26 protein-coding genes are annotated in these 26,531 nt (G+C 67.4%); 14 read left to right on the top strand and 12 right to left on the bottom strand.

What is annotated here, in order from left to right; genetic code table 11:
• Positions 1–35 precede the first annotated feature (35 nt).
• The 12 genes from rimP (at position 36) to AC3ISA_RS07395 (ending at position 13,619) form a co-directional block, all read left to right on the top strand.
• On the top strand, positions 36–635 hold the full coding sequence (gene rimP / locus AC3ISA_RS07340; protein ID WP_489179944.1) for a ribosome maturation factor RimP: 600 nt from the start codon (positions 36–38) through the stop codon (positions 633–635).
• The gene (nusA, locus tag AC3ISA_RS07345; RefSeq protein ID WP_489179945.1) at positions 635–2,386 is read left to right on the top strand and encodes a transcription termination factor NusA; all 1,752 of its coding nucleotides are present in this window, start codon (positions 635–637) and stop codon (positions 2,384–2,386) included. Before rimP ends, nusA begins: the two co-directional genes overlap by 1 nt.
• 18 nt (positions 2,387–2,404) lie before the next feature.
• Positions 2,405–3,079: an RNA-binding protein gene (locus AC3ISA_RS07350; protein ID WP_489179946.1), complete on the top strand. Its 675-nt coding sequence runs from the start codon at positions 2,405–2,407 to the stop codon at positions 3,077–3,079.
• Positions 3,080–3,187: 108 nt separating this feature from the next.
• Positions 3,188–6,232: a translation initiation factor IF-2 gene (gene infB / locus AC3ISA_RS07355; RefSeq protein WP_489179947.1), complete on the top strand. Its 3,045-nt coding sequence runs from the start codon at positions 3,188–3,190 to the stop codon at positions 6,230–6,232.
• A 121-nt stretch (positions 6,233–6,353) separates the two neighbouring features.
• Entirely contained in the window at positions 6,354–7,163 is an 810-nt protein-coding gene (locus AC3ISA_RS07360; RefSeq protein ID WP_489179948.1) for a helix-turn-helix domain-containing protein, read from the top strand.
• Positions 7,164–7,238: 75 nt separating this feature from the next.
• Positions 7,239–8,330 (top strand): serine hydrolase domain-containing protein, encoded by a 1,092-nt coding sequence (locus AC3ISA_RS07365; protein WP_489179949.1) that lies wholly within the window; start codon positions 7,239–7,241, stop codon positions 8,328–8,330.
• A gap of 156 nt (positions 8,331–8,486) precedes the next feature.
• On the top strand, positions 8,487–8,915 hold the full coding sequence (locus AC3ISA_RS07370; RefSeq protein WP_489179950.1) for a DUF2141 domain-containing protein: 429 nt from the start codon (positions 8,487–8,489) through the stop codon (positions 8,913–8,915).
• Between the two features lie 21 nt (positions 8,916–8,936).
• Positions 8,937–10,415, top strand: coding sequence for a carotenoid oxygenase family protein (locus tag AC3ISA_RS07375; RefSeq protein WP_489179951.1), 1,479 nt, complete (start codon positions 8,937–8,939; stop codon positions 10,413–10,415).
• A 64-nt stretch (positions 10,416–10,479) separates the two neighbouring features.
• Positions 10,480–11,646: an acyltransferase family protein gene (locus tag AC3ISA_RS07380; RefSeq protein WP_489179952.1), complete on the top strand. Its 1,167-nt coding sequence runs from the start codon at positions 10,480–10,482 to the stop codon at positions 11,644–11,646.
• Positions 11,647–11,682: 36 nt separating this feature from the next.
• Complete coding sequence (locus AC3ISA_RS07385; protein WP_372693607.1) at positions 11,683–12,213, top strand: CHAP domain-containing protein; 531 nt, start codon at positions 11,683–11,685, stop codon at positions 12,211–12,213.
• 49 nt (positions 12,214–12,262) lie between these two features.
• The gene (locus AC3ISA_RS07390) at positions 12,263–13,060 is read left to right on the top strand and encodes a tryptophan 2,3-dioxygenase (RefSeq protein ID WP_135194388.1); all 798 of its coding nucleotides are present in this window, start codon (positions 12,263–12,265) and stop codon (positions 13,058–13,060) included.
• A 73-nt stretch (positions 13,061–13,133) separates the two neighbouring features.
• On the top strand, positions 13,134–13,619 hold the full coding sequence (locus tag AC3ISA_RS07395; protein ID WP_489179953.1) for a PA2169 family four-helix-bundle protein: 486 nt from the start codon (positions 13,134–13,136) through the stop codon (positions 13,617–13,619).
• Positions 13,620–13,728: 109 nt separating this feature from the next.
• Here AC3ISA_RS07395 and rplS read toward each other — a convergent pair whose 3' ends face one another.
• The 5 genes from rplS to AC3ISA_RS07420 all read right to left on the bottom strand — a co-directional run bounded on the left by rplS (position 13,729) and on the right by AC3ISA_RS07420 (position 17,700).
• Complete coding sequence (gene rplS / locus AC3ISA_RS07400) at positions 13,729–14,151, bottom strand: 50S ribosomal protein L19 (protein WP_489179954.1); 423 nt, start codon at positions 14,149–14,151, stop codon at positions 13,729–13,731.
• Position 14,152: 1 nt separating this feature from the next.
• On the bottom strand, positions 14,153–14,878 hold the full coding sequence (gene trmD / locus AC3ISA_RS07405; RefSeq protein WP_489179955.1) for a tRNA (guanosine(37)-N1)-methyltransferase TrmD: 726 nt from the start codon (positions 14,876–14,878) through the stop codon (positions 14,153–14,155).
• A 38-nt stretch (positions 14,879–14,916) separates the two neighbouring features.
• Positions 14,917–15,327, bottom strand: coding sequence for a GNAT family N-acetyltransferase (locus AC3ISA_RS07410; protein ID WP_372693611.1), 411 nt, complete (start codon positions 15,325–15,327; stop codon positions 14,917–14,919).
• Positions 15,324–17,171, bottom strand: a complete 1,848-nt coding sequence (locus tag AC3ISA_RS07415; protein WP_489179956.1) for a DUF885 domain-containing protein — start codon at positions 17,169–17,171, stop codon at positions 15,324–15,326. The genes AC3ISA_RS07410 and AC3ISA_RS07415 overlap by 4 nt, the downstream gene beginning before the upstream one ends.
• 61 nt (positions 17,172–17,232) lie before the next feature.
• A complete protein-coding gene (locus tag AC3ISA_RS07420) occupies positions 17,233–17,700 on the bottom strand; it encodes a hypothetical protein (protein ID WP_489179957.1) in 468 nt (155 codons plus the stop codon).
• 122 nt (positions 17,701–17,822) lie between these two features.
• Here AC3ISA_RS07420 and AC3ISA_RS07425 point away from each other — a divergent pair, with 122 nt between their 5' ends.
• The gene (locus tag AC3ISA_RS07425; protein WP_055754663.1) at positions 17,823–17,960 is read left to right on the top strand and encodes an entericidin A/B family lipoprotein; all 138 of its coding nucleotides are present in this window, start codon (positions 17,823–17,825) and stop codon (positions 17,958–17,960) included.
• A gap of 108 nt (positions 17,961–18,068) precedes the next feature.
• Positions 18,069–18,461: a YidB family protein gene (locus tag AC3ISA_RS07430; protein ID WP_489179958.1), complete on the top strand. Its 393-nt coding sequence runs from the start codon at positions 18,069–18,071 to the stop codon at positions 18,459–18,461.
• 42 nt (positions 18,462–18,503) lie between these two features.
• On the opposite strand, the gene AC3ISA_RS07435 is transcribed toward AC3ISA_RS07430, so the two are convergent.
• The 7 genes from AC3ISA_RS07435 to AC3ISA_RS07465 form a co-directional block, all read right to left on the bottom strand.
• Positions 18,504–19,784 (bottom strand): AmpG family muropeptide MFS transporter, encoded by a 1,281-nt coding sequence (locus AC3ISA_RS07435; RefSeq protein WP_489179959.1) that lies wholly within the window; start codon positions 19,782–19,784, stop codon positions 18,504–18,506.
• 130 nt (positions 19,785–19,914) lie between these two features.
• Positions 19,915–21,453 (bottom strand): response regulator, encoded by a 1,539-nt coding sequence (locus tag AC3ISA_RS07440; protein ID WP_489179960.1) that lies wholly within the window; start codon positions 21,451–21,453, stop codon positions 19,915–19,917.
• A gap of 65 nt (positions 21,454–21,518) precedes the next feature.
• On the bottom strand, positions 21,519–23,135 hold the full coding sequence (locus tag AC3ISA_RS07445) for a YifB family Mg chelatase-like AAA ATPase (RefSeq protein WP_489179961.1): 1,617 nt from the start codon (positions 23,133–23,135) through the stop codon (positions 21,519–21,521).
• 61 nt (positions 23,136–23,196) lie between these two features.
• The gene (gene gshB / locus AC3ISA_RS07450) at positions 23,197–24,153 is read right to left on the bottom strand and encodes a glutathione synthase (protein ID WP_489179962.1); all 957 of its coding nucleotides are present in this window, start codon (positions 24,151–24,153) and stop codon (positions 23,197–23,199) included.
• 76 nt (positions 24,154–24,229) lie between these two features.
• Complete coding sequence (locus AC3ISA_RS07455) at positions 24,230–24,424, bottom strand: Trm112 family protein (protein WP_489179963.1); 195 nt, start codon at positions 24,422–24,424, stop codon at positions 24,230–24,232.
• A gap of 25 nt (positions 24,425–24,449) precedes the next feature.
• The gene (locus AC3ISA_RS07460) at positions 24,450–25,106 is read right to left on the bottom strand and encodes an LON peptidase substrate-binding domain-containing protein (protein WP_159847730.1); all 657 of its coding nucleotides are present in this window, start codon (positions 25,104–25,106) and stop codon (positions 24,450–24,452) included.
• A 54-nt stretch (positions 25,107–25,160) separates the two neighbouring features.
• Positions 25,161–26,069, bottom strand: coding sequence for a tetratricopeptide repeat protein (locus tag AC3ISA_RS07465; protein ID WP_489179964.1), 909 nt, complete (start codon positions 26,067–26,069; stop codon positions 25,161–25,163).
• Positions 26,070–26,531 lie beyond the last annotated feature (462 nt).

The raw sequence follows: 26,531 nt of genomic DNA on the forward strand, positions 1-26,531 counted from the left end.
GACGGACCGCCGCTTTTGTTTTGGATATTCGTCGCTTGCGCGCAAGAACCGCCCAGGACCGCCAACTGCTGGAGCTGATCGACCCCATCGCGGAGTCGCTCGGCCTTGAAGTGGTGCGTCTTCGCTTGATGACCGGCTCCAAGCGCCAGCGTCTGCAAATCATGGCCGAACGCCCGTCCGACCACGACATCTCTGTCGAACAGTGCGCCAAGCTGAGCCGCGCCGTATCTGAGGTTTTCGACGCCGCCGACCCCATCGCCGGCGAATATATGCTGGAAGTCTCGTCGCCCGGCATCGACCGGCCCTTGACCCGTCCGCTCGACTTCGACCTGTTCGAGGGCGAGGAGGCGCGTCTGGAGACCGACCGGATGATCGAGGGCCGCAAACGCTTCAAGGGCGTGCTGGCCGGCTATGAGGACGGCAACGTCCTGATCGACCTGGACGGCGAGGAAGACACCGCCCTGATCCCGTTCGACTGGCTGAGCGACGCCAAGCTGGTCCTGACCGACGCCCTAATGAAGCGGGGCGCCGCCATTCGCGCCGCGCGCGGCGAACCCGAAGACGACGGCCTGCCCGAAGGGGAAGCCGAAGACGCAACAACCGACACCACGACCCCTTCTGAGGACAACGCCTGATGGCCGTCACCGGTATTTCCGCCAACCGCCTCGAACTGCTGCAGATCGCCAATGCGGTCGCGCAAGAGAAGAACATCGAGCGCGAAGTCGTCATCGAAGCCATCGAGGAAGCGATCCAGAAGGGCGCCAAGTCGCGTTACGGCGCGCATCACGACATCCGCGCCAAGATCGACCACAAGACCGGCGAACTGTCCCTGACCCGTCACGTCACCATCGTCGAGGACGACTGGATGCCGGAAGACGAGCTGGAAGAGTTCAACGACAGCGCCATGGTGCGCCTGACAGACGCCTCCAAGCGCGATCCCGAGGCCGAGGTCGGCAAGGAATATGTCGAGACCCTGCCACCGTTCGAGTTCGGCCGCGTCCAGACGCAGATGGCCCGTCAGGTCGTGACCGGTAAGGTCCGCGAGGCCGAGCGCGCCAACCAGTACGAAGAGTTCAAGGATCGCGTCGGCGAGATCGTCAACGGTACGGTCAAGCGCGTCGAATACGGCAACACCATCGTCGACCTGGGCCGGGGCGAAGGCGTCATGCGCCGCGACCAGTCCATCCCGCGCGAAGTTTTCAACATCGGCGACCGGATCCGCACCTACATCTATGACGTCCGGCCAGAGGCCAAGGGCCCGCAGGTCATGCTGTCGCGCGCCCATCCCGGCTTCATGGCCAAGCTGTTCGCTCAGGAAGTGCCGGAAGTCTATGACGGCGTGATCGAGATCCGCGCCGCCGCCCGCGATAGCGGCTCGCGCGCCAAGATGGCCGTCCTCTCGAACGACAGCTCCATCGACCCCGTCGGCGCCTGCGTCGGCATGCGCGGCTCGCGCGTTCAGGCGGTCGTCGCCGAACTGCAGGGCGAGAAGATCGACATCATCCAGTGGAACCCGGACGAGCCGACCTTCATCGTCAACGCCCTGGCCCCTGCCGAAGTCTCCAAGGTCGTGCTCGACGAAGAAGCCGGCCGCGTGGAAGTGGTCGTGCCGGACGAGCAGCTGTCGCTGGCCATCGGCCGTCGCGGCCAGAACGTCCGTCTGGCCTCGCAACTGACCGGCTGGCAGATCGACATCATCACCGAGGCTCAGGATTCTGAGCGTCGCCAGCGCGAGTTCAGCGAGCGCACCGGCCTGTTCCAGGAAGCCCTGGACGTGGACGAGGTCATCGCCCAGCTGCTGGTCACCGAAGGCTTCGCCACGGTCGAAGACCTGGCCTATGCCGACCCCTACGAAGTCTCCGAGATCGAAGGCTTCGACGAGGAAACGGCCGAGGAACTGCAGGCCCGCGCTCGCGAATTCCTGGACAAGAAGGCCGCCGAGCTGGACGCCAAGCGCGTCGAACTGGGCGTCGAAGACGGCGTGCTTCAGGTGCCGGGCGTGACCCTGCCCATCGCCGTCGCCCTGGGCGAAGGCGGCGTGAAGACGGTCGAGGACCTGGCCGACCTGGCGACCGACGAAATCCGCGGCGGCTACGAAGTGAAGAACGGCGAACGGGTCAAGGTCCCGGGCGTGCTGGAAAGCTTCAACCTGGCCCAGGAAGACGCCGAACTGCTGATCCTGCAGGCCCGTGTCGCCGCCGGCTGGATCGACGCTTCGGAACTGCCGCAGCCCGAGCCGGAAGAGTTTGAGGAAGGCGAGTTCGCCGAGGGCGAATATGACCCGGACCAGGTGTTCGGCGATGCGCCTGCCGAGACCGAAACCGACGACGCTACAGACGATGCGGGGGTCCTCGCCGAGGACGGCTCCGAACCGTCGAACGCGTGATGGGAGACCTGGCCACATATGAGCTTGCGCGACGCAACGATCGATAGAGAACGCCGGGACCTCGTCTCTCACGAGGTCATGGACGAATCTCGCCTGATCCGTTTCGTCGCCGGGCCCGATGGCCAGGTGGTTCCCGACCTGGGCAGGAAACTGCCCGGACGTGGCCTTTGGGTCGAAGCCAGCCGCGCCTCGATCGAGACGGCGGTCAAGAAGAACGGCTTCACCCGCGCCGCGAAGACCAAGCTGACCGCCCCGGCTGACCTGGCCGATGTCGTCGAACGGCTGCTGTTCCGGCGCTGTCTCGACCAACTGGGCCTTGCCCGACGCGAAGGCGTGCTTATCTCAGGCTTCGAAAAGTCCGCCGCCAATCTGCGGGCAGGCAAGGTCGCCTGGGTGGTGGAGGCCGCCGACGGCTCGGCCGACGGACGCGGAAAGATCCTCGCCTTGGCCCGCCATCAGACCGCGAAAGTCTGCGGCGCGTTCTCTGTGGACGATTTGAGTTTGGCCCTTGGGCTGGAAAATGCGATACACGCCGTCCTGCTTGCGGGCGGACGCGCCGATCGGTGGACCATAGAGGTCGAACGACTGGCTGGATTTCGGCCGCTTCGCCCCCCTCACTGGGATGTTCCCGGTGTCGAGGACGGACCGGCGGGAGCAACCCCGACTGACCTTGATCAAGGTGAGGCGAGCTGAGGATTTTGGCGGCCGAGGGCCTGTCTCCAAGGGCGGAGACGGGCTCACGGTCGTTCATGGGTATTAGATGAGGACGGCGGGCCTTTCCGCCCCGAGTAAAGCGACCGGATGAGCGACGAAAACGACAAGACCAACGAAGGCCAGGGCAACGCGGGCGGCACGCCGTCCCAGACGGGGCCGCGTGCTCCGCTGAGCCTGAAGCCGCGCGTTGTGGGATCGGTCCCGACCGGGACCGTGAAGCAGAGCTTCAGCCATGGCCGATCCAAGACGGTGGTGGTCGAGACCAAGCGCCGTGCAGGCGCCGGCGGACCGCAACGTCCGCAGGGCTTCGATGTCGCACGTCCGCAGCAGGCCTCTCAGGCGCCACGTCCGCAAGGTCAGCGTCCGTCGCAACCCGCCGGCGGCGCCCTGTCGCCCGAGGAGCAGGAAGCACGCCGTCGCGCAATCGCTCTGGCGACCCAGGCCAACGCCGCCAAGGCTGACGCCGCCGCCGCCGCCAAGGCTGCAGCGGACGCCGCCGCTCGCGACCAGGCCGCCGCCACCGAACGCGCCGCCCAGGCCGCTCGCGACGAAGCCGCCGCCGCCCAAGCCGCTGCCGAAGCCGCTCGCGCCGAGGCCGCCAAGCTGACCGCCGCCGCGCCTCAACCGGCCAAGCCTGCGCCCAAGCCGGCGGCTCCCGCCGCCGCCGCCCCGGCGCCTGCGCCCGTTGCGCCGACGCCGGCTCCGGCCGCCCCCGTCGCGGCAGCGCCTGCCGCCCCGGCCCGTCCGGCGGCTCCGGCTCGTCCGGTCGTCAACTTCGGCCAGCGCGTGCCCAAGCCCGGCAATCCCCAACGCGCCGCGCCCGAGCGTCCCGCCTTCGGCGGCCGTTCGGCCCGTGAGCAGGCGATGGGTGGTGGAGATCGCGCCTATTCGGACCGTCCGCAGACCGACCGCCCGCAAGGTGATCGTCCGCAGGGCGCCCGTCCCGGTCCTGGCGGTCAGCGTCCGCAAGGCGCCAAGCCGGCTGAGCCCGTCCGCTATTCTGCCCTGAACCCGCGTCCGGCCCCCGGCGCCGCCCGTCCCGGCGGCGCGCGCACCGGCCCTGGCGGCCGTCCGACCCCGAACGCCCCCCCGGCCGAGGCCAATGTTCTGCGTCCGGCCCGTGCGCCCGGCGCCGGCTTCGGACGTCCGGTCGGTCGCGATGACGATCGTGAAAAGCGCTTCTCCGACGCTGGCAAGGCGGTCAGCCGCACGCGCGGCGAGCCGAAGCGCCGCGAAGGCCGCATGACCATCCAGTCCGTGGTCGGCGACGGCGACGCCGCCGAGCGCATGCGCTCGCTGGCCTCGGTCCGCCGCGCCCGCGAACGCGAGAAGGAAAAGCGTAAAGGCGGCTCGACCGACGCGCCGAACCGTCCGCGCGAAGTGGTCATCCCCGACGTCATCACCGTTCAGGAGCTGTCCAACCGGATGGCCGTGCGCGGCGTCGACATCATCAAGTTCCTGATGAAGCAGGGCCTGATGATGAAGATCAACGACGTGATCGATTCCGACACCGCCGAACTGGTGGCCGAAGAGTTCGGCATGGCCGTCAAGCGCGTCTCGGAATCCGACATCGAGTTCGGCTTCCTGGGCGATGCGGACGACGCAGAAGCGGCCGATGTCCGGGCGCCCGTCGTGGCCATCATGGGCCACGTCGACCACGGCAAGACCTCGCTGCTGGACGCCCTGCGCACCACCGACGTCGCCGGCGGCGAAGCCGGCGGCATCACCCAGCACATCGGCGCCTATCAGGTACGTCTGGAAGACGGCCAGAAGGTCACCTTCCTGGACACCCCGGGCCACGCCGCCTTCTCGGCCATGCGTGCGCGCGGCGCTAACGTCACGGACATCGTGGTCCTGGTCGTGGCCGCCGACGACGGCGTCATGCCCCAGACGATCGAAGCCATCCAGCACGCCAAGGCGGCCAACGCCCCCCTGATCGTCGCTGTGAACAAGATGGACAAGCCGGGCGCGACTTCTCAGAAAGTCGTCAACGAGCTGCTGCAGTACGAAGTCATCGCCGAAAGCCTGGGCGGCGACGCCCAGATCATCGAGGTGTCGGCCAAGGAGCGGATGAACCTCAACGGACTGCTGGATGCCATCCTGATCCAGGCCGAGCTGATGGACCTGCGCGCCAGCGCCGATCGTTCGGCCGAGGGCGTGGTCATCGAGGCCAAGCTGGACAAGGGACGCGGCCCCGTCGGCACCGTCCTGGTCAAGCGCGGCACGCTGAAGCGCGGCGACATCGTCGTCGCCGGCGGCTCGTGGGGCAAGGTTCGCGCCCTGCTGAACGAGCGCAACGAGCAACTGACCGACGCCGGTCCCTCCGTCCCCGTCGAGATCCTCGGCCTGGACGAGGCCCCGTCTCCGGGCGACGTCTTCGCCGTGGTGGAATCCGAAGCCCGCGCCCGCGAGCTGACCGAATACCGTCAGCGGGTGAAGCGCGAGAAGGCCCAGGTCTCGGGCGGTTCCGTGTCGCTGGTCGACATGATGTCCCGCCTCCAGTCCAAGAAGGTCTCGGAACTGCCGGTCGTCATCAAGGCGGACGTTCAGGGCTCGGCCGAAGCCATCGTGGGTTCGCTGGACAAGATGAGCACCGACGAAGTGCGCGCCCGCACGGTCTATTCCGGCGCCGGCGGCATCACCGAGAGCGACGTCAACCTGGCCAAGTCGGCCGGCGCACCGATCCTCGGCTTCAACGTCCGTGCCTCGAAACAGGCGCGCGATCTGGCCGACCGCGAGGGCGTCGAGATCCGCTACTATTCGATCATCTACGACCTGCTGGACGACATTAAGGGCGTGCTGTCCGGCATGCTGGCGCCGCTGCAACGGGAAACCTTCCTGGGCAACGCCGCCGTCCTGCAGGTCTTCGATATCTCCAAGATCGGCAAGATCGCCGGTTGCCGTGTGTCGGAAGGCGTGGTCCGCAAGGGCGCCCGCGTCCGTATCGTCCGCGACGACGTGGTGGTTCTGGAGCTGGGCGTGCTCAACACGCTCAAACGCTTCAAGGACGAGGTCAACGAAGTCACGGCGGGCCAGGAGTGCGGCATGCAGTTCCAGGGCTTCCAGGACATCAAGGAAGGCGACTACATCGAGTGCTTCACGGTCGAAGAGATCAAGCGCACGCTGGACTAGTCCGCGTCGCGAGCACCAAGAGACAAAGGCCCGGAACCCAGGTTTCGGGCCTTTTCTTTTGCCGAATCCCGCGCATGATGTTCAGTATCGCGCGCGGGGCGCCGCGCGGGGATCGTCATTCATGAGCAAGCCCCATCTGCCGTCGGGCGATTTCTTCGGCACCGCCTCGCGGACGGTCGAGGCCGGCGGTTTCCGCGTCGGCCTGTGGGTCGCCAGCCGGCCGCCGGAGGGCGTCGAGCTTCACGCCCATGACGACGCCCATTTCGTCCTTGCTCTGGACGGCGGCTACCGCAGCCTGGCCCATGATCCCCTGACGCCCAAGAACGCCGCCTTCGGCCCCGGCGCCCTGGTGTGGAATCCGCCAGGTGTCGAGCACCGGGACTGTTTCGATGTCGCCGGCGGTCGCTTCCTGTCGATCAGTTTCGATCCGCCCAAGCGCGCCGGGCGCGGCGACCCGATGCGGTTGCGTAGCGCCCTGGCCGAAGGCGCGGCGCGTCGACTGGTCGGGGTGGCCGGGCGGTTCGCGGCGGGGGACGCGGTCATGATGGAGGGGCTGACTCTGGACATGGCGGCGGCGGTCCTGTCGCCAGGAGAGCTGGACGAGGACCCGGCGCCGCAATGGCTGTTGCGCGCCCATGATGTCCTGCACGATCTGGCTGACCAGCCGGGACTGGAGGTGGCGACCATCGCCCGTCTGGTCGGGGTTCATCCCGTCTCCCTGGCCCGCCGCTATCGTCGTCATTTCGGCTGTTCAACCGCCGCCGCCATCCGTCGCGCGCGGGCGGACCGGGCGGCAGGACAGATCGCGCGCGGCCGGGATTTGGCCGAACTGGCTCTGGGCGCGGGTTATGCCGACCAGAGTCATATGACGCGCGAGTTCGGCGCCCTCTACGGCTTGACGCCTGCCCGCTACCGCGCCCTGTTCGCCTGATCGGTTGCGTCTGTTCAAGACGGACGGCCCGCCGTGTGGGATGTCCGGCCGTTACTTCCCCAATCCAGGACCGTCATGCGTCATCTGCTTCTCGCGACCCTCGGGCTCGCGCTCGTCTCCGCACCGGTGATGGCCGAGCCGAACTGGCCGGTCGCCGCACCCGAAACCCAAGGCGTTTCGGCCGAGGGTCTGGCGGCCATGGACGCGGCCGTTCGCGCCGGGACCTTCCACAAGATCACCAGCGTCCTGATCGCCCGCCACGGCAGACTGGTGCACGAGGTCTATTTCGACGAGGCAGGCCGTGAGAGCCGCCGTAACACGCGCTCGGTCACCAAGACCGTCACCGCCATGTTGGTGGGCGCCGCCGTCGCACGCGGCGACATCGCGAGTGTCGATGCCCCGGTCCTGCCCTTCGTCGCGGACCACGGCCCGTTCTACAATCCCGACCCGCGCAAGGCGGCGATCACGGTCGAGGACCTGCTGACCATGAGCTCGCTGCTGGAATGCGACGATGACAATTCGTTCTCGCGCGGCAATGAGGAGCGGATGTATCTGATCGAGGACTGGGTGAAGTTCGCCCTGGACCTGCCGGTGCGCGGCTTTCCCGACTGGATCCCAAAGCCGGCGGATCAGCCCTACGGCCGAGCCTTCAGCTATTGCACGGCGGGCGTGACCACTCTCGGCGCCGTCGTCCAGAAGGCGACGGGCGAGCCTCTAAAGGATTTCGCACGCGAGGCCCTGTTTGGTCCGTTGGGGATCGAGGGCGAGCGCTGGCAGATGTCGCCGATGGGCTTGGCCCAGGGCGGGGGCGGACTGGGGTTGCGCAGCCGTGATCTGCTCACCCTCGGTCAATTGCTGCTGAACCACGGCCGCTGGGACGGACGCCAGGTGCTGCCCGAGGCCTGGATCCGCGCCATGACGGCCCCACACGCCAGCGTCGATCCGCAGAAGGGCGACTACGGCTATCTGATCTGGCTGCCGACCTATCAGGTCGCCGGCGCGCCGCATCCTGCCTGGACCATGTCGGGCACCGGCGGCAACAAGGTCGCGATCATCCCGGACCTAGATGCGGTCGTGGTGGTGACGACCGAGAACTTCGACGTCCGCAATCCGCACGGGCTGGCCGATACCTTGATCGCGGACCATGCGCTGGCGGCGATGAAGTAGGGCGTTCGTTCGCGCTTCGCCAATGAACGGGGGTGGTCGTTGGCGAATGGCGGCCGTGCGTCGCCGCAAGTGAGGTGGCGGCGGGCAGGAGGCGGCGGCAGTGTCTGGTCATCAAGGGCCGGTCGTCGGCCCCTCCCTGCAACAGGACGCACCGTCATGAAGACCTTCGCCGCCATCATCCCCGTTCTCGCTCTTGTCGCCGCCGCCGTCGTTTCGGCTCCGGCCTTCGCCGCCGACCTGACCATCGACTTTCCGACCGCTACGCCCCAGGGCCAGATCATGGTCGCCGTGTTCGGCAGCGAGGCAAACTACGGCGGCGAGGGCCAGCCGGTGCGTTACGCCATGGTCGATGCGGCGGGCGGTCAGAAGAGCGCGACGTTCGAGGGGCTGCCCGACGGCGACTATGCGGTGCGCGCCTTTCATGACCTGAACGGCGACGGCAAGATGAACACCAACCCCTTCGGCATGCCGACCGAACCCTACGCCTTTTCCAACAATGCGGTCGGCAACATGGGGCCGGCGTCGTGGGACCGCGCCAAGTTTGCTGCGGCCGGCGTCGCCGTCCAGTCGATCGACCTGAAGTAAGCGACCGAGCCGGAGCCTGACATGACCCCCTCCCGCCGTTCCTTCCTGATGGGCGCCGCCGCGCTTTCCGCCGCCGTCGCCACGCCCGAGATGGTCCGCGCCGCCGCCGCTCTGGACGCCGTCGCCGCGACGAAAGCCGACTGGGCGTTGGCGACCCGGGATATCGAAGGCGATATCGCGCGCCGGACCATGCGCCTGATCCACGGCCGCGCGCCGGCGGGCCTGCAAGGCGCCCTTTATCGCAACGGCCCGGCCAGGTTCCGGCGGCCAGGCGGTTCGGCGACCCACTGGTTCGACGGCGACGGCATGATGCGCGCCTTCCGCATTCAGGACGGCCAGGCCACGCTGGAGGCGCGGTTCGCCGATACGCCCAAGCGCCGCACCGAGACCGAACTGGGCGCGGTCGTGACCCCTGGCTTCGGAACCAAGGGCGATGCGCGCGCCCGCATCGGCTCCAACGACGACGCCAACGCCGCCAACACGGCCGTCATGGTCGCCGGCGATCAGGTCTGGGCGCTGTGGGAGGCGGGATCGCCCCTGGCCATGTCGGTCTCGGACCTGTCGACCACGGGTTTCGTCACCCTGCGCGACGACCTGAAGGGCATGCCGTTCCAGGCCCATCCGCGATACGCCCCCGATGGTTCGATCTGGAACGTCGGTTCGGCCGGAAACCGCGCCGTCATCTGGCGCCTGAATCCCGACCGCAGCCTGAACGACGCCCAGATCGTGGCCCTGCCGCGCGCCAGCTATATGCACGACTTCACCGCCACCGACCGGCACGTGATCCTGGTGCTCCAGCCCTGGGTGTTCGAGACCCACGCCATGCCGGTGATCTCGGGCCTGGCCTGGCGACCGGAAATGGGGACGCAAGTTCTGGTGCTGGACAAGGACGATCTGTCCGAGCGCCGCCTCTATGACCTGCCTGGCTTCTTCCACTTCCACCTGGGCGACGCCTGGGTCGAGCGGGACGGCACGATCCGTTTCGACGTCGCCGCCAGCGGCGATCCGCGCTTTGCGGTCGATGGCGCGCGGGTTCTGGTGGATGGGCACGGGGTCGTGCCGGGCGATCCGGCGAAACTGGCCCTGATCACCCTGCGGCCCGATGGTCGGGCCGACATGACCTATAGCGACGTGGTGGGCGAGTTCCCGAAAGCCGATCCGCGCCGGGCGGGGCTGAAACGCAGTCTGACGGCACATACGGCGGGCGAGACGCGCGGGCGTCCTCTGCCAACGGGCTTGGCCGTGCACGATTGGGACAGCGGACGCTCGAACGCTTTCGAGTTCGGGGTGCATCAGGTGGTCGAGGAGGCGGTCTTCGTGCCCAAGCCCGGCGCGACGGCGGAACGCGACGCCTGGCTGGTCGGGCCGTCGGTCAATCTGAAGGATGGCCGTACCGAACTGCATGTCTTCGACGTGGCGCGGATCGAGGATGGTCCCGTGGCGACCTGGCAGGCGGACGTAGCCCTGCCAGCCGGCTTCCACGGCGTGTGGGCCGGCTAGACGCAAAGGCACAACTTTTGCGGGCGTTCACGGTTCGAAAAGGCTGACGTGCCAAGGTGAGACCATGACCCCCATTCAGACTCAAGCCCAGACTCACGCCAAGACTCCGGCCGATCTTCGCCCCATCACCGCCCTGCGTTTCGGCGCCGCAATGTGGGTGGCGGTCTATAGCTTCTGGGAAAACCTGGCCGGGGCGGGCCAGTCCGGCCTGGTGGGCAAGGGCTATCTGGGGGTCGAGCTGTTCTTCGTCCTATCCGGCTTCATCCTCAGCCACGTCTATCTGCAGGCGGCGGGCGAAAAGTCGTTCTCGTACAAAAGCTTCCTGTGGGCGCGGATCGCGCGGGTCTATCCGCTGCATGTCGCGACCCTGATCGGGGTCGGGCTGCTGGCCGCCGCCGCCCTGTTCGCGGGCATAAGCGTGGACGCCAATGTGCTCAGTTGGGCGTCGCTGCCCGCCAATATCTTCATGGTCCACGCCTGGGGCCTCGCGCCGGTGGCGGGCTGGAACCATCCGTCCTGGTCGATTTCGGCGGAGTGGTTCGCCTATCTCTGCTTCCCTCTGTTCGCCTTCGTCTTCTGGCGCGCGCGGCATCGTCCGATCGCAGCCGTCGTCGGCGCAGCGGCCTTCCTGGCCATCCTCTATTTCGTGTTCGAACAGTGGGCCGGCTTTTCCCTGACCGAGGCGACCATTCGTTGGGGCGCGCTGCGGATCGTGCCGTGCTTCGCCTTGGGGTGCGCCCTCTACCTCGCCTACCGCCGCGCGCCGTTGAAGGCGCCTTGGCTGTGCGCCGCCGTCTCGTTCGGTCTGATGGTCCTCAGCGCGGCGCTCGGCCTATGGGACGGGGTCACGGTCCTGCTGGCCGGCGCCCTGATCCTGTCGCTGGCGTCGCTGCCCAATGAGCGCGCCGGATGGCTGGCGTCCAAGCCCGCCGTCTACCTCGGCGAGATCAGCTATTCGGTCTATATGGTCTGCGTGCCGTGGAAGCTTCTGGCCGTCGGCCTGGCTGCCAAGCTGTTCGACGCCCCCGACAAGCAGCTTCAAATTTTCGTGTGGTTGGCGATTTTGGCCCTATTGCCGGTCGTGGCCGCCGTCTCGTATCATCTGGTGGAACACCCGGCCCGCAAGGCTTTGCGCGGCATGAGCAAGCGGGGCGATAAGATTTCGGCAAACAGTCTGAAGTCCAGCGCTACGCCGAAACAACTTGCTACCGAGCGTGAACCCATGGCCTAAATGGCGTCCCAACGGCGGGTCGGGATACCCCTAAGCATGACGAAACGGCTCAAAGCCGCCGCAGTTGCGGCGACCCTCGGTTTTTTTGCGTTGGGCGCCGTTCCCACCAGCGCAAAGGCTGACGAGCCGTATTGGCAGTGCGTGACCTTCGCGCGCATGTTCTCGGGCATCAATATCTTCGGCGACGCCTGGACCTGGTGGCGTCAGGCCTCCGCCGGCTTCCGCACCGGCAAGGCGCCGGAAACCGGCTCGGTTCTGGTCTTCCGTCCCGAGGGCCGCATGAGCCGGGGCCACGTCGCCGTCGTCTCCGACATCCTGACCGATCGCGTGGTCCGCGTGACCCACGCCAACTGGGGCGGCAGCCGCGGCAAGGTCGAGGAGAACGTCACCGTCGTCGACGTCTCGCCCTCCAACGACTGGTCGCAGGTCAAGGTCTGGTACAATCCGATCAACGACCTGGGCACGACAGTCTATCCGACCTACGGCTTCATCTACAAAGGCGCGCGCGACGCTTTCGACGCGGGCCGTCAGATCGCCGCCAACGCCTCGGCCCAAGGTCAGCATTAAGGGCCAGCACTAAGCTTGCGCCGCTCGCCATCGCGGGCGATAGGCGGGCATGACCCAATCCAGCGACATCACCTACGCCGGCTATCTGGCGTTGGACGACCTGCTCTCGACCCAGCATCCGCTGTCGGACCAGCACGACGAAATGCTGTTCGTCGTCATCCACCAGACCAAGGAACTGTGGCTCAAGCAGATCCTGCACGAGACGGCCCTGGCCCAGCGCCTGGTGCGCGCCGGCGATCTGGTGCCCGCCTACAAGAGCCTGGCGCGGGTCTCGCGCATCCAGGCGGTGATGACCCATAGCTGGGACATCCTGTCGACCATGACGCCGGCCGACTATCTGCGGTTCCGGGGCTCCCTGGGATCGTCCTCTGGCTTCCAAAGCGACCAGTTCCGCCGGTTCGAGGCCATGCTGGGCCTGAAAGACGCCAGCTTCCTGAAGTTCCACGAGGATCGCCCCGAGGCGTTAGCCGCGCTCCAGGCCGCCATCGCCGCCCCCAGCCTGTACGACGACGCCCTGGCCCAGATGGCCAAGGCCGGTCTGCCGGTGCCCGCCGAGGTGCTGAACCGCGACGTGACCCAGCCTTACGAGCCTTCGGAGGCCGTCGAGGCGGCCTGGCTGGAGGTCTATCGCGACACCGAGCGTTGGTGGGTCCTGTATCAACTGGCCGAGAAGCTGGTCGATCTGGACGACGCCCTGCTGACCTGGCGCCACAAGCATGTGGTCACGGTAGAGCGCATCATCGGCCGGCGTCGCGGCACGGGCGGCACGGAGGGGGCGGCCTATCTGGCCTCGACCCTGACCAAGCGCTGCTTCCCCGAGCTGTGGTCCCTTCGCACCAAACTTTGATGTCGCAGGGCGGCAACCTTCGCCGCGCCCGGCCATTTCGCCGTTCGACCGCAACAGCGGAAGGATAGACGAGATGACCAACCCCAACGCCCACGACATCAAGGTTCTGAACGGCCTGATCGAAACGACGCTGGATAGCGCGGACGGCTATCGCGAGGCCGCAGACCAGACGCAGGATCCCCATTACCGCACCCTGTTCGAGCGCCGTGGCGCCGAACGCCAGCAGGTGTCGGACGACTTGTCCGACGCCGTGCGCGGCCTGGGCGGCGATCCCGAGCCGCACGGTTCGATCCTGGCCAAGGCGCACCGCGCCTTCCTGGACGTGAAACACGCCCTGCTTCGCAACGACGATTCCGTCGTCGGCTCGATCAACAGCGGCGAAGGCTTCATCGCCGGCAAATACGAAAAGGCGCTGGAGGACACCGGTATTTCCGCCACCACCCGAGAGACGATCCGGCGGGCCTATGCCGCGGTGAAGACCGAGCATGAGCAGATGGAAGCGCTGAAACACAGCCTGGAGGGCCAGCGCGACGCGGCCAATCCACTCTATCCGCAATAGCCGCTGACGGCGGAATAGAAAAAGGCCCCGGCGTTCCCGCCGGGGCTTTCGTCATTTCAGCACGATCCGCGCTCAAGCAGCGCGAAGCGCGTTAGCGCATAAAAGTGGATTAAGCTTCGTCGCTCTTGGCGGCTGAACCGGTTTCCGGAACCACGGCGCCCTTGACCGGACGGACCGTCTGGCGCTCGGCGATACGGGCCGACTTGCCGCGACGATCGCGCAGGTAATAGAGCTTGGCGCGACGCACGACGCCGCGGCGCTTCACTTCGATCGACTCGATGTTCGGCGACAGAATGGGGAATTTACGTTCGACGCCTTCGCCGAACGAGATTTTGCGGACCGTGAAGGTTTCGCTGATGCCGCCGCCGTCACGGGCGATGCAGACGCCTTCGAAGGCCTGGACGCGCTCGCGCTCGCCTTCCTTGATCTTCACGTTGACGCGCAGGGTGTCGCCGGGTTGGAAGACCGGGATCTTGCGTTCGCCCAGGACGCGGGCTTTTTCTTCGGCGTTCAGCTGTTGAACGATGTTCATGTCATTTCTCCTCGGGCTTCGCGCCCTTTAGCTGTGATTTGGCGAGATGCGCTTCCCAGAGGTCTGGTCGCCGCTCCCGCGTGGTCTCTTCCCGCTGCGCCTCGCGCCATTGCGCGACCTTCTTGTGGTCGCCCGACACCAGAACCTCGGGTATCTCAAGTCCCTCGAACGTCCGCGGTCGCGTGTACTGCGGGTGTTCCAGAAGTCCATCCTCGAAGCTTTCGGACGACAGGCTGTCTGCCGCGCCAAGCACACCGGGGATCAGTCTTACGCACGCCTCGATCGCGACCATCGCCGCCGCCTCGCCGCCGGCGAGAACCGCGTCTCCGACCGAGACCTCCTCGAACCCGCGTGCGTCGAGCACCCGCTGATCCACCCCCTCGAAACGACCGCAAAGCACGACGATGCCGTCGGCCTTGGCCCATTCCTTGACGCGCGCCTGGGTCAGGGGCCGACCCCTGGCGCTCATGTACAAAAGCGGCCGCTTTGGTCCCGGAAGGCTATCCACCGCCCGAGCCACCACGTCCGCCTTAAGCACAGCTCCCGGACCGCCACCCGCAGGGGTGTCGTCCAGGAAGCCGCGCGTATCTGTGGAAAAGGCGCGAATGTCAACCGTTTCCAGGCTCCACAAGCCCTTCTCGCGCCACGCCGTGCCGATCAGAGACACGCCGAGCGGGCCGGGAAAGGCCTCGGGAAACATGGTCAGGACGGTTGCGGTGAAGGGCATGGCGGCGGCTCATACAACAAACCCGCAGGAAATGCGCGTCAGCGGATCACCTGCGCCATGCCGATGGATTTCGGCGTGGTCGGCTCGAAGCCGTATTGCGCATACAGCCGGTTTGCCTCTCCGTCCGCGATCAGGCTGACGTAGGCGCCCTGCGCATCGCTGCGCAGCCGGTCCATGAGGGCCGTCATGATCGCCTTCCCCATACCGCGCCCCTGATGCGCAGGCTCGATGGCCATATCGACGATCTGGAAGAACAGACCGCCGTCGCCAATGATCCGGCCCATACCGACGGCCCGACCGTCCCGGCGCACCACGACGGCGAACCAGGTGTTGGGCAGGCCCGCGACCGCGTTCGCCTGAGCCTTCGGGCTCAGCCCGGCGTTGATCCTCAGCCGCAGATAGTCGTCTATCGACGGGGTCTCCGCCGTCAGATGATAGTCCTCGATCATGCCGTCGGCGCCCCGCCGCCCGCCGCGATCCAGCCGTCCACCTGGTCTTCCAGCACGTCCAGCGGCACCGAGCCGGAACCCAGGACCACGGCGTGGAAGTCCTTGATGTCGAACCTGTCGCCCAGCGCCGCCTTGGCCCGGTCGCGCAGTTCCTCGATCTTCAGCTCGCCGATCTTGTAGCTGGTCGCCTGGCCGGGGTTGGTGATGTAGCGCTCGACTTCCTTTTCGATGTCGCGCTCGGACAGCAGGGAGTTCTGGCGGAAATAGCCCATCGCCTGTTCGCGGCTCCAGCGCTTGGCGTGCAGGCCCGTGTCGGTCACCAGACGAACCGCGCGCCACAGCTCGGTCGAGAGCCGACCGAAGTCGGAATAGGGATCCTGATAGAAGCCCATCTCCTTGCCCAGTTGCTCAGCATACAGGCCCCAGCCCTCGGCATAGGCGCCGTAACCGCCGAACCGGCGGAAACGCGGCAGGCCTTCGATCTCCTGCGCATAGGCGATCTGGAAATGGTGGCCCGGCGCGCCTTCGTGATAGCTGATGCCCTCGATCTGGGGCTTCAGCACCTGGGTCATGTCCGACAGGTTGACGTAATAGATGCCCGGCCGCGACCCGTCCGGCGCCGGCGAGTTGTAGAAGGCGATCGAGGCCGTCGCCTCGCGGAACGGCTCCACCGCCCGCACTTCCAAGGCCGCCTTGGGCAGGGTCGAGAACCACTGCGGGGCCGCCGCCATCACCTGGGCGATGAAACCGCGCGCGTCGGTCAGATACTGTTCCTTGCCTCCGGCCGTGTTCGGATACTGGAAGCGCGGATCGGTCTTCAGGAAGGCGAAGAACTCCTGCAGCGTGCCGGTGAACCCGACCTGGGCCTTGATGACTTCCATCTCGGCCTGGATGCGGGCGACCTCGTCCAAACCGATCTGGTGGATCTGGTCGGCGGTCAGGTCGGTGGTGGTCGAGAGCTGGAGCCGGGCGTTATAATAGGCCTCGCCCTGCGGCAGGCGCCATACGCCCGCGTCGCTGTCGGCCTTGGGCTGCACCTCGGCCAGGGCCGTCAGCACGGTCTCGAACCCGGCCTTATATGGGCCGGTCAGGGCGGCCCGGCCTTCGGAAAGCAACCGGTCCTTGGTCGCCGGGTCGGTCTCCAGCGCCGCGACCTTCTTGTTGAAGTCGACCCAGACCGGATTGTCCGCGCCATCGTCGAAGGGGGCGCCGGTGATGACGTTGCGGGTATTGGCGATGGACGGGGCGAAGACGAAGCGGGGCGAGACGACGCCCGCCGCCGCGCGCTGACGCAGTTCGTCGGCCACCTGATCCATCTGCACCTCGGCGGCGCGCAGACGGCCGACATAGGCCTCCGCATCGGCGACGCTGGAAACACGGTGGTTGTTGATCAGGAAGACGGGCAGGCTGGTGGTCGGATTGCCGTTGGCCGCGAACTGGAAGCCCCAGTCGCGCCATTGGTTCGACAGCCGCGCCTGATCGACGCCATATTCGAACATCCGCCACGACACACGCGCCTGCGGACCCAGCTTCTGCGGGTCGAACCCAGCCTTCATCTGCGCCAGCTGGGCCTCCTGCAGGACTAAAGCCCGATCGGCGGCGGCATCTGACACATCGTCCAGCTTATCGTAATCGGTCTTGATCCCCAGCGAGGTCATCTGCTGCGGGCTGAGCGCGATCCGCGCCTGGAAAGCCTGTTCGAAGAAGGCGTTCAGCCGCGCGTCCTCACTTTGCGCTTCGGCCGCCGGTGTCCCCGTCCCGACAGTCGCCGGCGTTTGGGCCATGGTGGGCGCGGCGGACAGCACCGCCATCATGGCGGCGGACGAGATCAGAAGACGACGCATGGACAACCCCTCGTAAAACAGGGTGGCACCTTCGGGGCGGCCGCCGACTGACGCAAGCGGTTCAGGAGATCCAGGTGTTGCGGCACTCCGACACGGTCCAGCCGGCGACGCCCGCGCGCAACCGGCACACCATGCCGATGCCGGCCCGCGGACCCTGCACGATGCCGGCCTCTATCAGTGCGCCCTGACCGTCATAGCGCGGGCGCTTGAACTCGACCCACTGGATGCGCGGACGGCCCACGTCCTGAGGCCGGTCAGCTGCGGCGCCGTAAATTTCAGGGAAGCTGACGCCATAGCGGCTCCAGTCGCAGTCCGGCTTCCAGTCGGTGTCCTCATCCAGCTTCAACGGCGGCGCGACGTTGCCGGGACCGAACTGATAATGCTCGCGCGCCACCGCCGCGATCACGGCGCAGTCGTCGTCATTCGTCGCCTGGCTCGACCCTTCGCCTTCAGCACGGGAAGGCGTCGCGCAGCCTGACAGGACGGCGGCGACCATCACAGAGAACAGTCTTGTCGTGGGGTTTCTCACGTTCTCATCTCCTGAAGGGACTTGAACAACGCCTCAGGACGCATCTCGCCCATCGCCATGCAACCCAAGGCCAGGATCGGCGTTTGGACGGAGCTTGACCATACCAACAAGGGGTTCACACCATGCGCAAGATCATCACTCTGACCATCGTCGCCGCCGCCCTGGCCGTGTCGGCCTGCAACACCATCGCCGGCGCCGGCCGCGATGTCTCGGCTGCCGGTTCGGCCGTCACCACCGGCGCCAACGACGCCAAGAACTAAGGCTTCGGCGAAAGTCGATGCTGGAAAGGCCCGCCGGACTGCCGGCGGGCCTTTCTCGTATCCGTCGCACGACGGTGTTATGGTGCGCCATCAGGCAGGAGATGGACGATGGGCTTTCTGGACAATGTGGTGAAGGGTCTGGGCGACGACGCCGCAGGCGGACTGGGCGACCTGCTCAAGGGTCAGGGCGGCGTCGGCGGACTGGCGGAGAAGTTCGGTCAGGCGGGCCTGGGCGACGTGGTCGGCTCCTGGGTCGGCACGGGTCCGAACGCCAACATTTCGCCCGAACAGATCGCCGCCGTCATCGGCTCCGGCCCCATCGCCGACATCGCCGCCAAGATGGGCGTCTCGCCCCAGCAGGCCGGCGAGACCTTGGCGGGCCTGCTGCCAGAGGCCATCGACCGCCTGACCCCCGGCGGTCAGATCGACGGCGCCGACGACCTGCTGGGCAAGCTGCCGGGCGGTTTGGGCGACATGATCGGCGGCTTCCTCAAGCGCTGAGGCGTCAGGACGGCTGACCCTCGGTCGCGGCGACGATGACGGCTATGGCGTCGCCGAAGTCTCCGCCTGCGGTCGCTGTCGGCGCAAAAGGACCCAGCACAGCAAGACTGCAGGCACACCGACCGCAGCCGTCGCGGCGAAGAACAGAGCGTAGGCTTCCATGAGAGGGCGTCCTTGCTCCAGCCCTTCAACGGCGACGCCCGACAAACCCTTCAGGAATTTGCCGAGCAGGGCGTAGAACGAGCTTAACAGGGCATATTGCGTCGCCGTGTAGCCGATGCTGGTCAGGCTGGCCATGTAGGCGACAAGGGCCGCGCCGGCGAAACCTTCGGAGAAGTTTTCCACGAACAGGACGCCGCCGAAGACCGGGGTCGATAGGCCGACGACCGCCATGACCGTATAGCCAAGGTTCGACATCGGTCCGATCAGGGCGCCCAGCAGCAGGGTTTTGCCGAAGCCAAACCGTACTGAGAACAGGCCCCCTGCAGCGATGCCGAGCAACGACGCGACAAGCCCGACGCTCAGGCGCATGGCCCCGACGGTTTCCTTGGCCAACCCCAGGTCGGTGTAGAAGGGGCCAATCATCGGCCCCATGACAAAGTCCGGCAGGCGGTAAAGGCTGATCGCCGCCAGCATCAGGATCGCCGCCCCGCCATGAGTTTTCAGGAAAGTGATGAACGGGCCGACGATGGCGTCGAAAAGGCCACGCGGTGAAAGCAGCGACACCTGTCCCGTTACCTGTTCCAAAGTCCGACGATCCACCGGCTCTTTTGCGAACAAGGTTGCAATAACGGCGATCCCCATCGCCGCGCCATACAGGCCGTAGGCGCCATTCCAGCCGATACCGGAGGCGACGAAGAGGATCAGCGCGTTGCCCGCCAGTATCGCCGCGCGATAACCGAGCTGGAACGCTGAGGTCAGCAGACCCTGATCCTCGTCGCTCTCGGCGCTCTCGATCCGCCAAGCATCGGCGACAATATCCTGTGTCGCGGCCGAGAAGGCTGTCGCCAAGGCCGCCGCGCCCAAAAGGGTCAAGCCGCCTTCTGGTCCGATCAGGGCCATGGCGATCAACGAAAGACCGACGGCGACCTGGGACAACAACAGCCAGCCCCGACGCCGTCCCAGCCGGCCCAGCAATGGCACATCGACTCTATCGATCACCGGCGCCCACAGGAATTTCAGCGAATACGCCAGGCCTACCCAGGAGATGAAGCCGATCGCCGCCAACTCCGTCCCGCCCTCGCGCAGCCACATGCCGAGGGTATTGCCAACCAGCATGAAGGGTAGGCCAGAGCCCAGCCCGATCAGCAGGGTGATGAGCACGCGTCCGCGCCCCAGCGCCTTCAGGACATCAGTTGCTCCGGCCGCCTTTTTGGGGGTGGTCTCTGCGGGGGTGGCTTGGTCGGTCATGCACGGCTCCGGCGCGGCGGCCGGAAACGCGGGCGCCTGTAACTCAGCCGACCTTGGCGCGGATGTCGCGCTTCGTCCAGCGGGCCAGGGCGGCGCGCAGGCCGTCGGCGTCCAACGGCTTGACGATATGGTCGTCCATGCCGGCCTCCAGACAGGCGCGGCGGTCCTCGGCGAAGGCGTTGGCGGTCAGGGCCAGGATGGGCGTCGTATCGCCCCCGGCGCGGATGGCGCGGGCGGCGGCGGGGCCGTCCATGCCGGGCATCCGCATGTCCATGAAGACCACGTCGTAGCGCGCGCGCTTCAGGGCCGCGACGGCTTCCTCGCCGGTGGCGGCGGTCTCGACGGTGCAGCCCTCGCGGCGCAGCAGGGTCCGGGCCAGAAGCGCGCCCACGGGATTGTCTTCGGCCAACAGCACGCGGATGCCGGCGAACTGAACGGGCGAGACGCGGTCGTCTTCAATATGGGCCGCAGCAGGGGCGGCGCTTCGGTCGCCGGCCTCGGCGCCGACCGCCGCCAGCACCCTTTCGGCCAGGGAGGCGCGACGCAGGGGCTTGATCAGATAGCCGTGAAAGCCGGCGGACCGATAGCGCGCGATCAGATCGCGCTCGGATGGTTTCAGCAGGACGATGCCGCGGCCGGCGGCGGGCAGGGCGGCCAGGGCGCCGGCGGCGACGCCCGCATGATCGACGAGCGTGACAGGCGCCGTGTCCGACACTGCACCGCCTGAGGCCTGGATCTGGGCGCTGGCGGCGGACAGGACGAACGGGTCGGGCGAGCGCACGGCGACCGAATGGTTCCGCAGCGGCTTGTCCCGCGCCACGGCGACGGCGGCGAAGGCGGCCTCGAAGCGGAAGCGGGCGCCCCTGCCGGATGTAGCGCCGTCGGGCCGGTCCTCGACCCGCACCGAGCCCTCCATGGCGGCGGCCAGTTTCCGCACGACGGCCAGCCCCAGGCCGGCGCCGTCATGCCGCACGGCGTCGGAGGAATCGGCGTGACCGAACTCCTCGAAGATACGCGAACGGGCCTCGGGCGCGACGCCCGGCCCCGTGTCGTCGACCAGGAAGGCCAGGCGCGGGCGGCCCGCGCTGCCGCCGGCGCGCTCGACCGTGATCCGCACGCCGCCAGTCTCGGTGAACTTCACGGCATTGCCGGCGAGGTTGAACAGCACCTGACGCAGACGGCCTTCATCAGCCAGCACATCGGGCGCGTCGGCGGCGACCGACCAGACGATCTCCAGCCCCTTGTCGTGCGCTCGCGGACTGAGCAGTTCGGCGACGCCGCGTACCAGCCCTTCCAGATCGACCGGCGCCAGGTCGAACTCCAGCGCTCCGGCCTCCAGCCGCGCGAAGTCCAACAGGTCGTTGACCAGACCCAACAGGTGTTCGGCCGATTGGCGGGCGTTCTCGGCATAGGCGCGCTGGGCGCCGTCCAGCCGGGTCCGCTGCAGCAGGTTGATCATGCCGATCACGCCGTTCAGCGGCGTGCGCATCTCGTGGCTCATCAGCCTCAGGAACTGCTGGGCGGGATCGGCAGCCTGAACCGCCTCGTCCTCGATCCGCTTCGTCGCCGTGCGTCGCGCCATGGTCGCTTCCCCGTTCGCGCCGACCCTAACGGCGGCGGGTTAAGGATCCCTCCATCCCGCAGCCGTTACGAATGAAGGAAGGGCGCCTGCTCTGCGTCGTCCTCGCGCATCCCGAAGGCCGTATCGCGCGCCGCCACGCGCCGGTCGAAATCGGCCTCGGCCCCGACGGTGTTGCGGCGATAGATCAGGGCCTCGGCGATGTGGCGGCGCAGCACGCCGGTGCAGCCGTCCAGATCGGCGATGGTGCGGGCCAGGCGCAGGGTGCGGGTCCAGCCGCGCGCCGTCAGGCCCCCGGCCTCGCCCGCTCGCATCAACAGCATCCGACCCGCCTCGTCCGGGGTTGCGAACCGGTCCAGCGTGTCGCCGGATGCGCGGGCGTTCAGGCCCTGGGCCGAATCAAGTCCTGCCTCGCGCACCCGGTCCTCCTGCATGGCGCGGGCGGTGGCCACGCGCGCCCGTGCCTCGGCCGTGCCCTCGGCGGGCGGCGGCAGGGCCATGTCGGCGGCGGTGACGGGCGGCGTCTCCACCGTCAGGTCGATCCGGTCGAACATCGGACCCGATACCCGGTTCTGGTAGTCGCGCTGACAACGCGGGGCCTTGCCGCACGCCCCGCGTCCGGCCCCGCCCATGCCGCAGCGACAGGGGTTCATCGCCGCCACCAGCTGGAACCGCGCCGGATAGCGGACATGGGCGTTGGCGCGGGCCACCACGATCTCGCCCGTCTCTAGCGGCGCGCGCAGCGAATCCAGGGCCTGGGCGCTGTATTCCGGCAGTTCATCCAGGAACAGCACGCCGTTGTGGGCCAGGGACGCCTCGCCCGGCTTGGCGCGATGGCCTCCTCCCGTCAGCGCCGCCATCGAGGCCGAGTGGTGCGGGCTGCGGAACGGTCGATCACGGGTCAGGGCGCCGCGCTCGATCAGGCCCGCGACAGACCAGACCATCGAGGTCTCCAGCAGCTCCTGCGAGGTCAGGGGCGGCAAGAGGCCCGGCAGGCGTTGCGCCATCATCGACTTGCCCGATCCCGGTGGGCCGATGAACAGCAGGTTGTGGCCGCCCGCCGCCGCGATCTCCAGCGCGCGCTTGGCGCTTTCCTGACCCTTGACCTCGCGCAGGTCGGGCACGGCCTTGCCGCTGGCCAGCGGACCGGGCTCAGGCGCGCGCAGCACCTGGGTCCCCTTGAAATGATTGACCAAGGCGATCAGCGAGCGCGGGGCCAGGATGCGCGCGCCGCCCGCCCAGGCCGCCTCCGGCCCCGTCGCCTCGGGACAGATCAAACCCAGGCCCATGGCGTCGGCGGCGACAGCGGCCGGCAGGGCGCCGCCGACCCGCGCGATCTGCCCGTCCAGCCCCAATTCGCCGATGGCGGCCCAGCCGTCCAGTGCGTCAGGCGCGATCACCCCCATGGCCGCCATAAGGGCCAGGGCGAGGGGCAGGTCGAAATGACTGCCCTCCTTGGGCAGGTCGGCGGGGGCCAGGTTGGCGATGATCCGCGCCGCCGGCAGGGCCAGGCCGATGCCGGAAAAGGCCCCGCGCACCCGCTCCCGGCTTTCGGCCACCGCCTTGTCCGGCAGGCCGACGATGGTGAAGACCGTCTCGCGGTTCTGACCGACCAGCTGGACCTCGACGTCCACGCGCCGGGCCTCCACCCCATCGAAGGCGACCGTGACAACCCGAGCGACCATGACGTTCTCCCGCTTCCTAAGAGAGAACGAACCATGAACTGAAATCTAATTCAAGTGGCGGTCACGCAACCTGTGCGGCGCAGCGGGCTTCGATGGCGTCCCACATCAGGGCCGTGGCGTCGATGCCGGTGAAGGTCTTCAACTGCTGGGCGCCGGTAGGGGAGGTGACGTTGATCTCGGTCAGATAGTCGCCGATCACGTCGATGCCGACGAAGATCAGACCGCGTTCCTTCAGCGTCGGACCTATGGCCTTGCAGATTTCAAGGTCGCGCGGCGTCAGTTCGACCGGCATGGCGGTGCCGCCGACGTGCAGGTTGGAGCGCACGGCGCCCGCAGCCGGCACGCGGTTGATGGCGCCAACCGGCTCGCCGTCGATCAGGATGATCCGCTTGTCGCCCTTGGACACGGCGGGGATGAATTTCTGGATCACCAGCGGGTCGCGGCTGGCGCCGGCGTGGATCTCGATCAGGGCGTCCAGATTGGGATCGTCGGCGCGCAGCTTGATCACGCCCGAGCCGCCGTTGCCGTGCAGCGGCTTCAGCACGACCTCGCCGTGCTTCTTGTGGAAGGCGGTCAGGGCGACGGGGTCGGCCGAGATCAGGGTCGGCGGCTGCAGGCCGGGGAAGGCGGTGACCATAAGCTTCTCGGGCGCCGAACGCACCTGGGCCGGGTCGTTGACCACCAGGGTCTTCGGATGGACCGTCTCCAGCAGATAGGTGGCGGTGACATAGGCCATGTCGAACGGCGGATCCTGACGCATCAGGATGACGTCCACGTCCTCGGCCAGGTCCAGTCGAACCCAGTCGCCGAAGTCGACGTGGTTTCCGACCTCGCGCCGCACGGTGATGGCGCGGGCGCGGCAGTAGAGGCGGCCTTCTTCCAGCGCCAGGGTGCGGAAGTCATAGACCCACTGTTTGTGCCCGCGCGCCTGGGCGGTCTCGGCCATCAGGAAGGTGGTGTCCCCGGCGATGTCGACGGCCTCGATCGGGTCCATCTGGATGGCGATTTTGAGAGTCATGCTTGGGCCTATCGCGCTTCGCGCTACTTGAGGACTTGTTCACTGGCCTATCGCGCTTCGCGCTGCTTGAGGCCGATCAGTCGATCTGACGCGCTTCCTCGGCCAGCATGATCGGCACGCCCTCGCGGATCGGGTAGGCCAGTTTGGCGCTCGCCGAGATCAGTTCGTTGGCGTCGCGGTCATAGGTCAGCTTGCCGCGTGTGACCGGGCAGACCAGCACTTCGAGCAGGCGCGGATCGACCGAAACAGGGGTGTTGAAGGCGTCACTCATGGCGGTTTCCTGAAAGCGTGGCCGCTTATTGCATGGACGGCGCGGCGTCGTCACCGGCGTCGGCGGCGTCGATGCGGAGCAGGGCGGTCAGGGCCTCGGCGCGGGGCATCAGGCCCATGGCCTCCAGCAGCGCCTGTTTCTCGGCCGGTTCGAACGGCAGGGCCATCGACAGGCTGTTGACCAGGGCCTCCATCGGCGCGCTCTCGGCCGTCTCCCAGTCGATGTCCAGCAGGCGGTGGGCCATATAGGCGCGCAGGGCGTCCAGGAAGGCCTCGCGGTCGAAATCCGGCTCTTCGGGCGGAGACGCCAGATCGGATTCATAAGCCTCGAAGGCGGCGCGGATCTGGCGATAGGGCGCCTTGGACGGCATCTCGGCGGCGATGCGGAACCGAGACACCCCGGTCAGGGTGATCAGATACCGGCCATCCGAGGTCTCGGCGAAGCTGGTGATCCGGCCCGCGCAGCCGATCGGCGAAAGGCTGGGCAGGGCAGGGGTTCCGCCATTGGGCTGGACAAGGCCGATGATCCGGTCCCCGGCCATGGCGTCGTCCACCATGTTCAGATAGCGCGGCTCGAAGATGTTCAGCGGCAATTGCCCGCGCGGCAGCAGGATGGTCCCGCCCAGCGGGAACACCGGGATCACCTGCGGCAGATCGAGTGCGCGAACATAACCCTGGGGCATTATTTCTCCTTGGGCCTATCGCGCTTCGCGCTACTTGAGGCCCGCCTAATGAGCCTACGAAAACAGGATCGACGACAGGCGGCGCCGCCCGTCCTTGGCCACGTCGGAACTGACGCCCGCCGCTTCGAAGATGACCAGCAGCTGTTTGCGCGCCGCCTGTTCGTTCCACTCGCGGTCGGCCTTGATGATGGACAGCAGATTGTCGACCGCGCCCTGGAAATCGCCGGCCGCGCTCTGGGCCTCCGCGAGATCGAACCGGGCCTGGTGATCGTTCGGATCGGCCGCGACCTTGGCTTCCAGTTCGGACGAAGCGCCTGACGGGGCTTTCGCCGCCAGGGCCAATTGGGCGCGCACGCTCTGGACCGTCGGCTCCTTGGAGTCCTGCGGCGCCATGGCGATGGTTTGCAGCGCCTGTTCGTGGTCGCCGCCGCCCAGATAGACCCGCGCCATGCCGGCGATGGCCTTTTCGTTCTCGGGCTCTATCGACAGGACGTGGGCGAAAGCCTGGGCCGCGCCGCCGAAGTCGTTCAGGCCCAGCGATTCCTCGCCCAGTTCCAGCAGTTGCGCCGTCTCGGTCGAGCCGCCCTGACCGCCCGTCAGCTTGTCGATGAAGGCCTTGATCTGACTGTCGGGGATCGCGCCCTGGAAACCATCGACCGGCTGTCCGTCGACGAAGGCGTAGACCGTCGGGATCGACTGCACCCGCAGCTGGCCCGCATAGGCCGGATTGGCGTCCACATCGATCTTGACCATCTTCACCGCCCCCTTGGCGGCGCGCACGCCCTTCTCCAGCGCCGGCCCCAGGGTCCGGCACGGCCCGCACCAGGTGGCCCAGAAGTCCACGATCACGGGCTGATGCTTCGACGCCTCGATCACGTCGGTCATGAAGGAGGCGTCGGTGCCTTCCTTGATCAGGTCGTCGCCGGAGCGGCCGGGGGAGAGGGTCGGGTCGATCAGGGTCATGGCTAAGTCCGTGCAGGCTCGAAGGTCGTAACGGACCAGATGGCGTCGGGATGCCTCGGCATCAAGCGGCGATTTGGTCGCGCCGCGACGGAGCGGGCGTGAGGGACGAAATAGACGGAATCCACTCGAAAAAAATGGAGTCTATTTTCGTCCATTCTTCGCGGGGAGGCGCGGGGGCCGGGATTCAGTTTTCAAAGACCGTGCGGGGAGTGTCGCATGGTTTCGAGGCGTGGCGGGTTCGCGGGCGGATCAAAGGGTCAGGCCCTTGAAAAGGTGACGCTTCAGCGAGAAAATTAGGATGGGATGGGCCAGACGCGAAGGTGAAGCCACACCTCTCGCCCTTCTCTTTCGTCATTCCGGCGAAGGGCCGCTTTGGCCCGAAGACCCGGAACCCCGCGGCGCGCGAGAAGCGCCAACCTGTCGCGGACTCGCTGGTCCAGCATTGTGCGGAGGATGGATTTC

Source organism: Brevundimonas sp. KH_058, assembly GCF_057838505.1.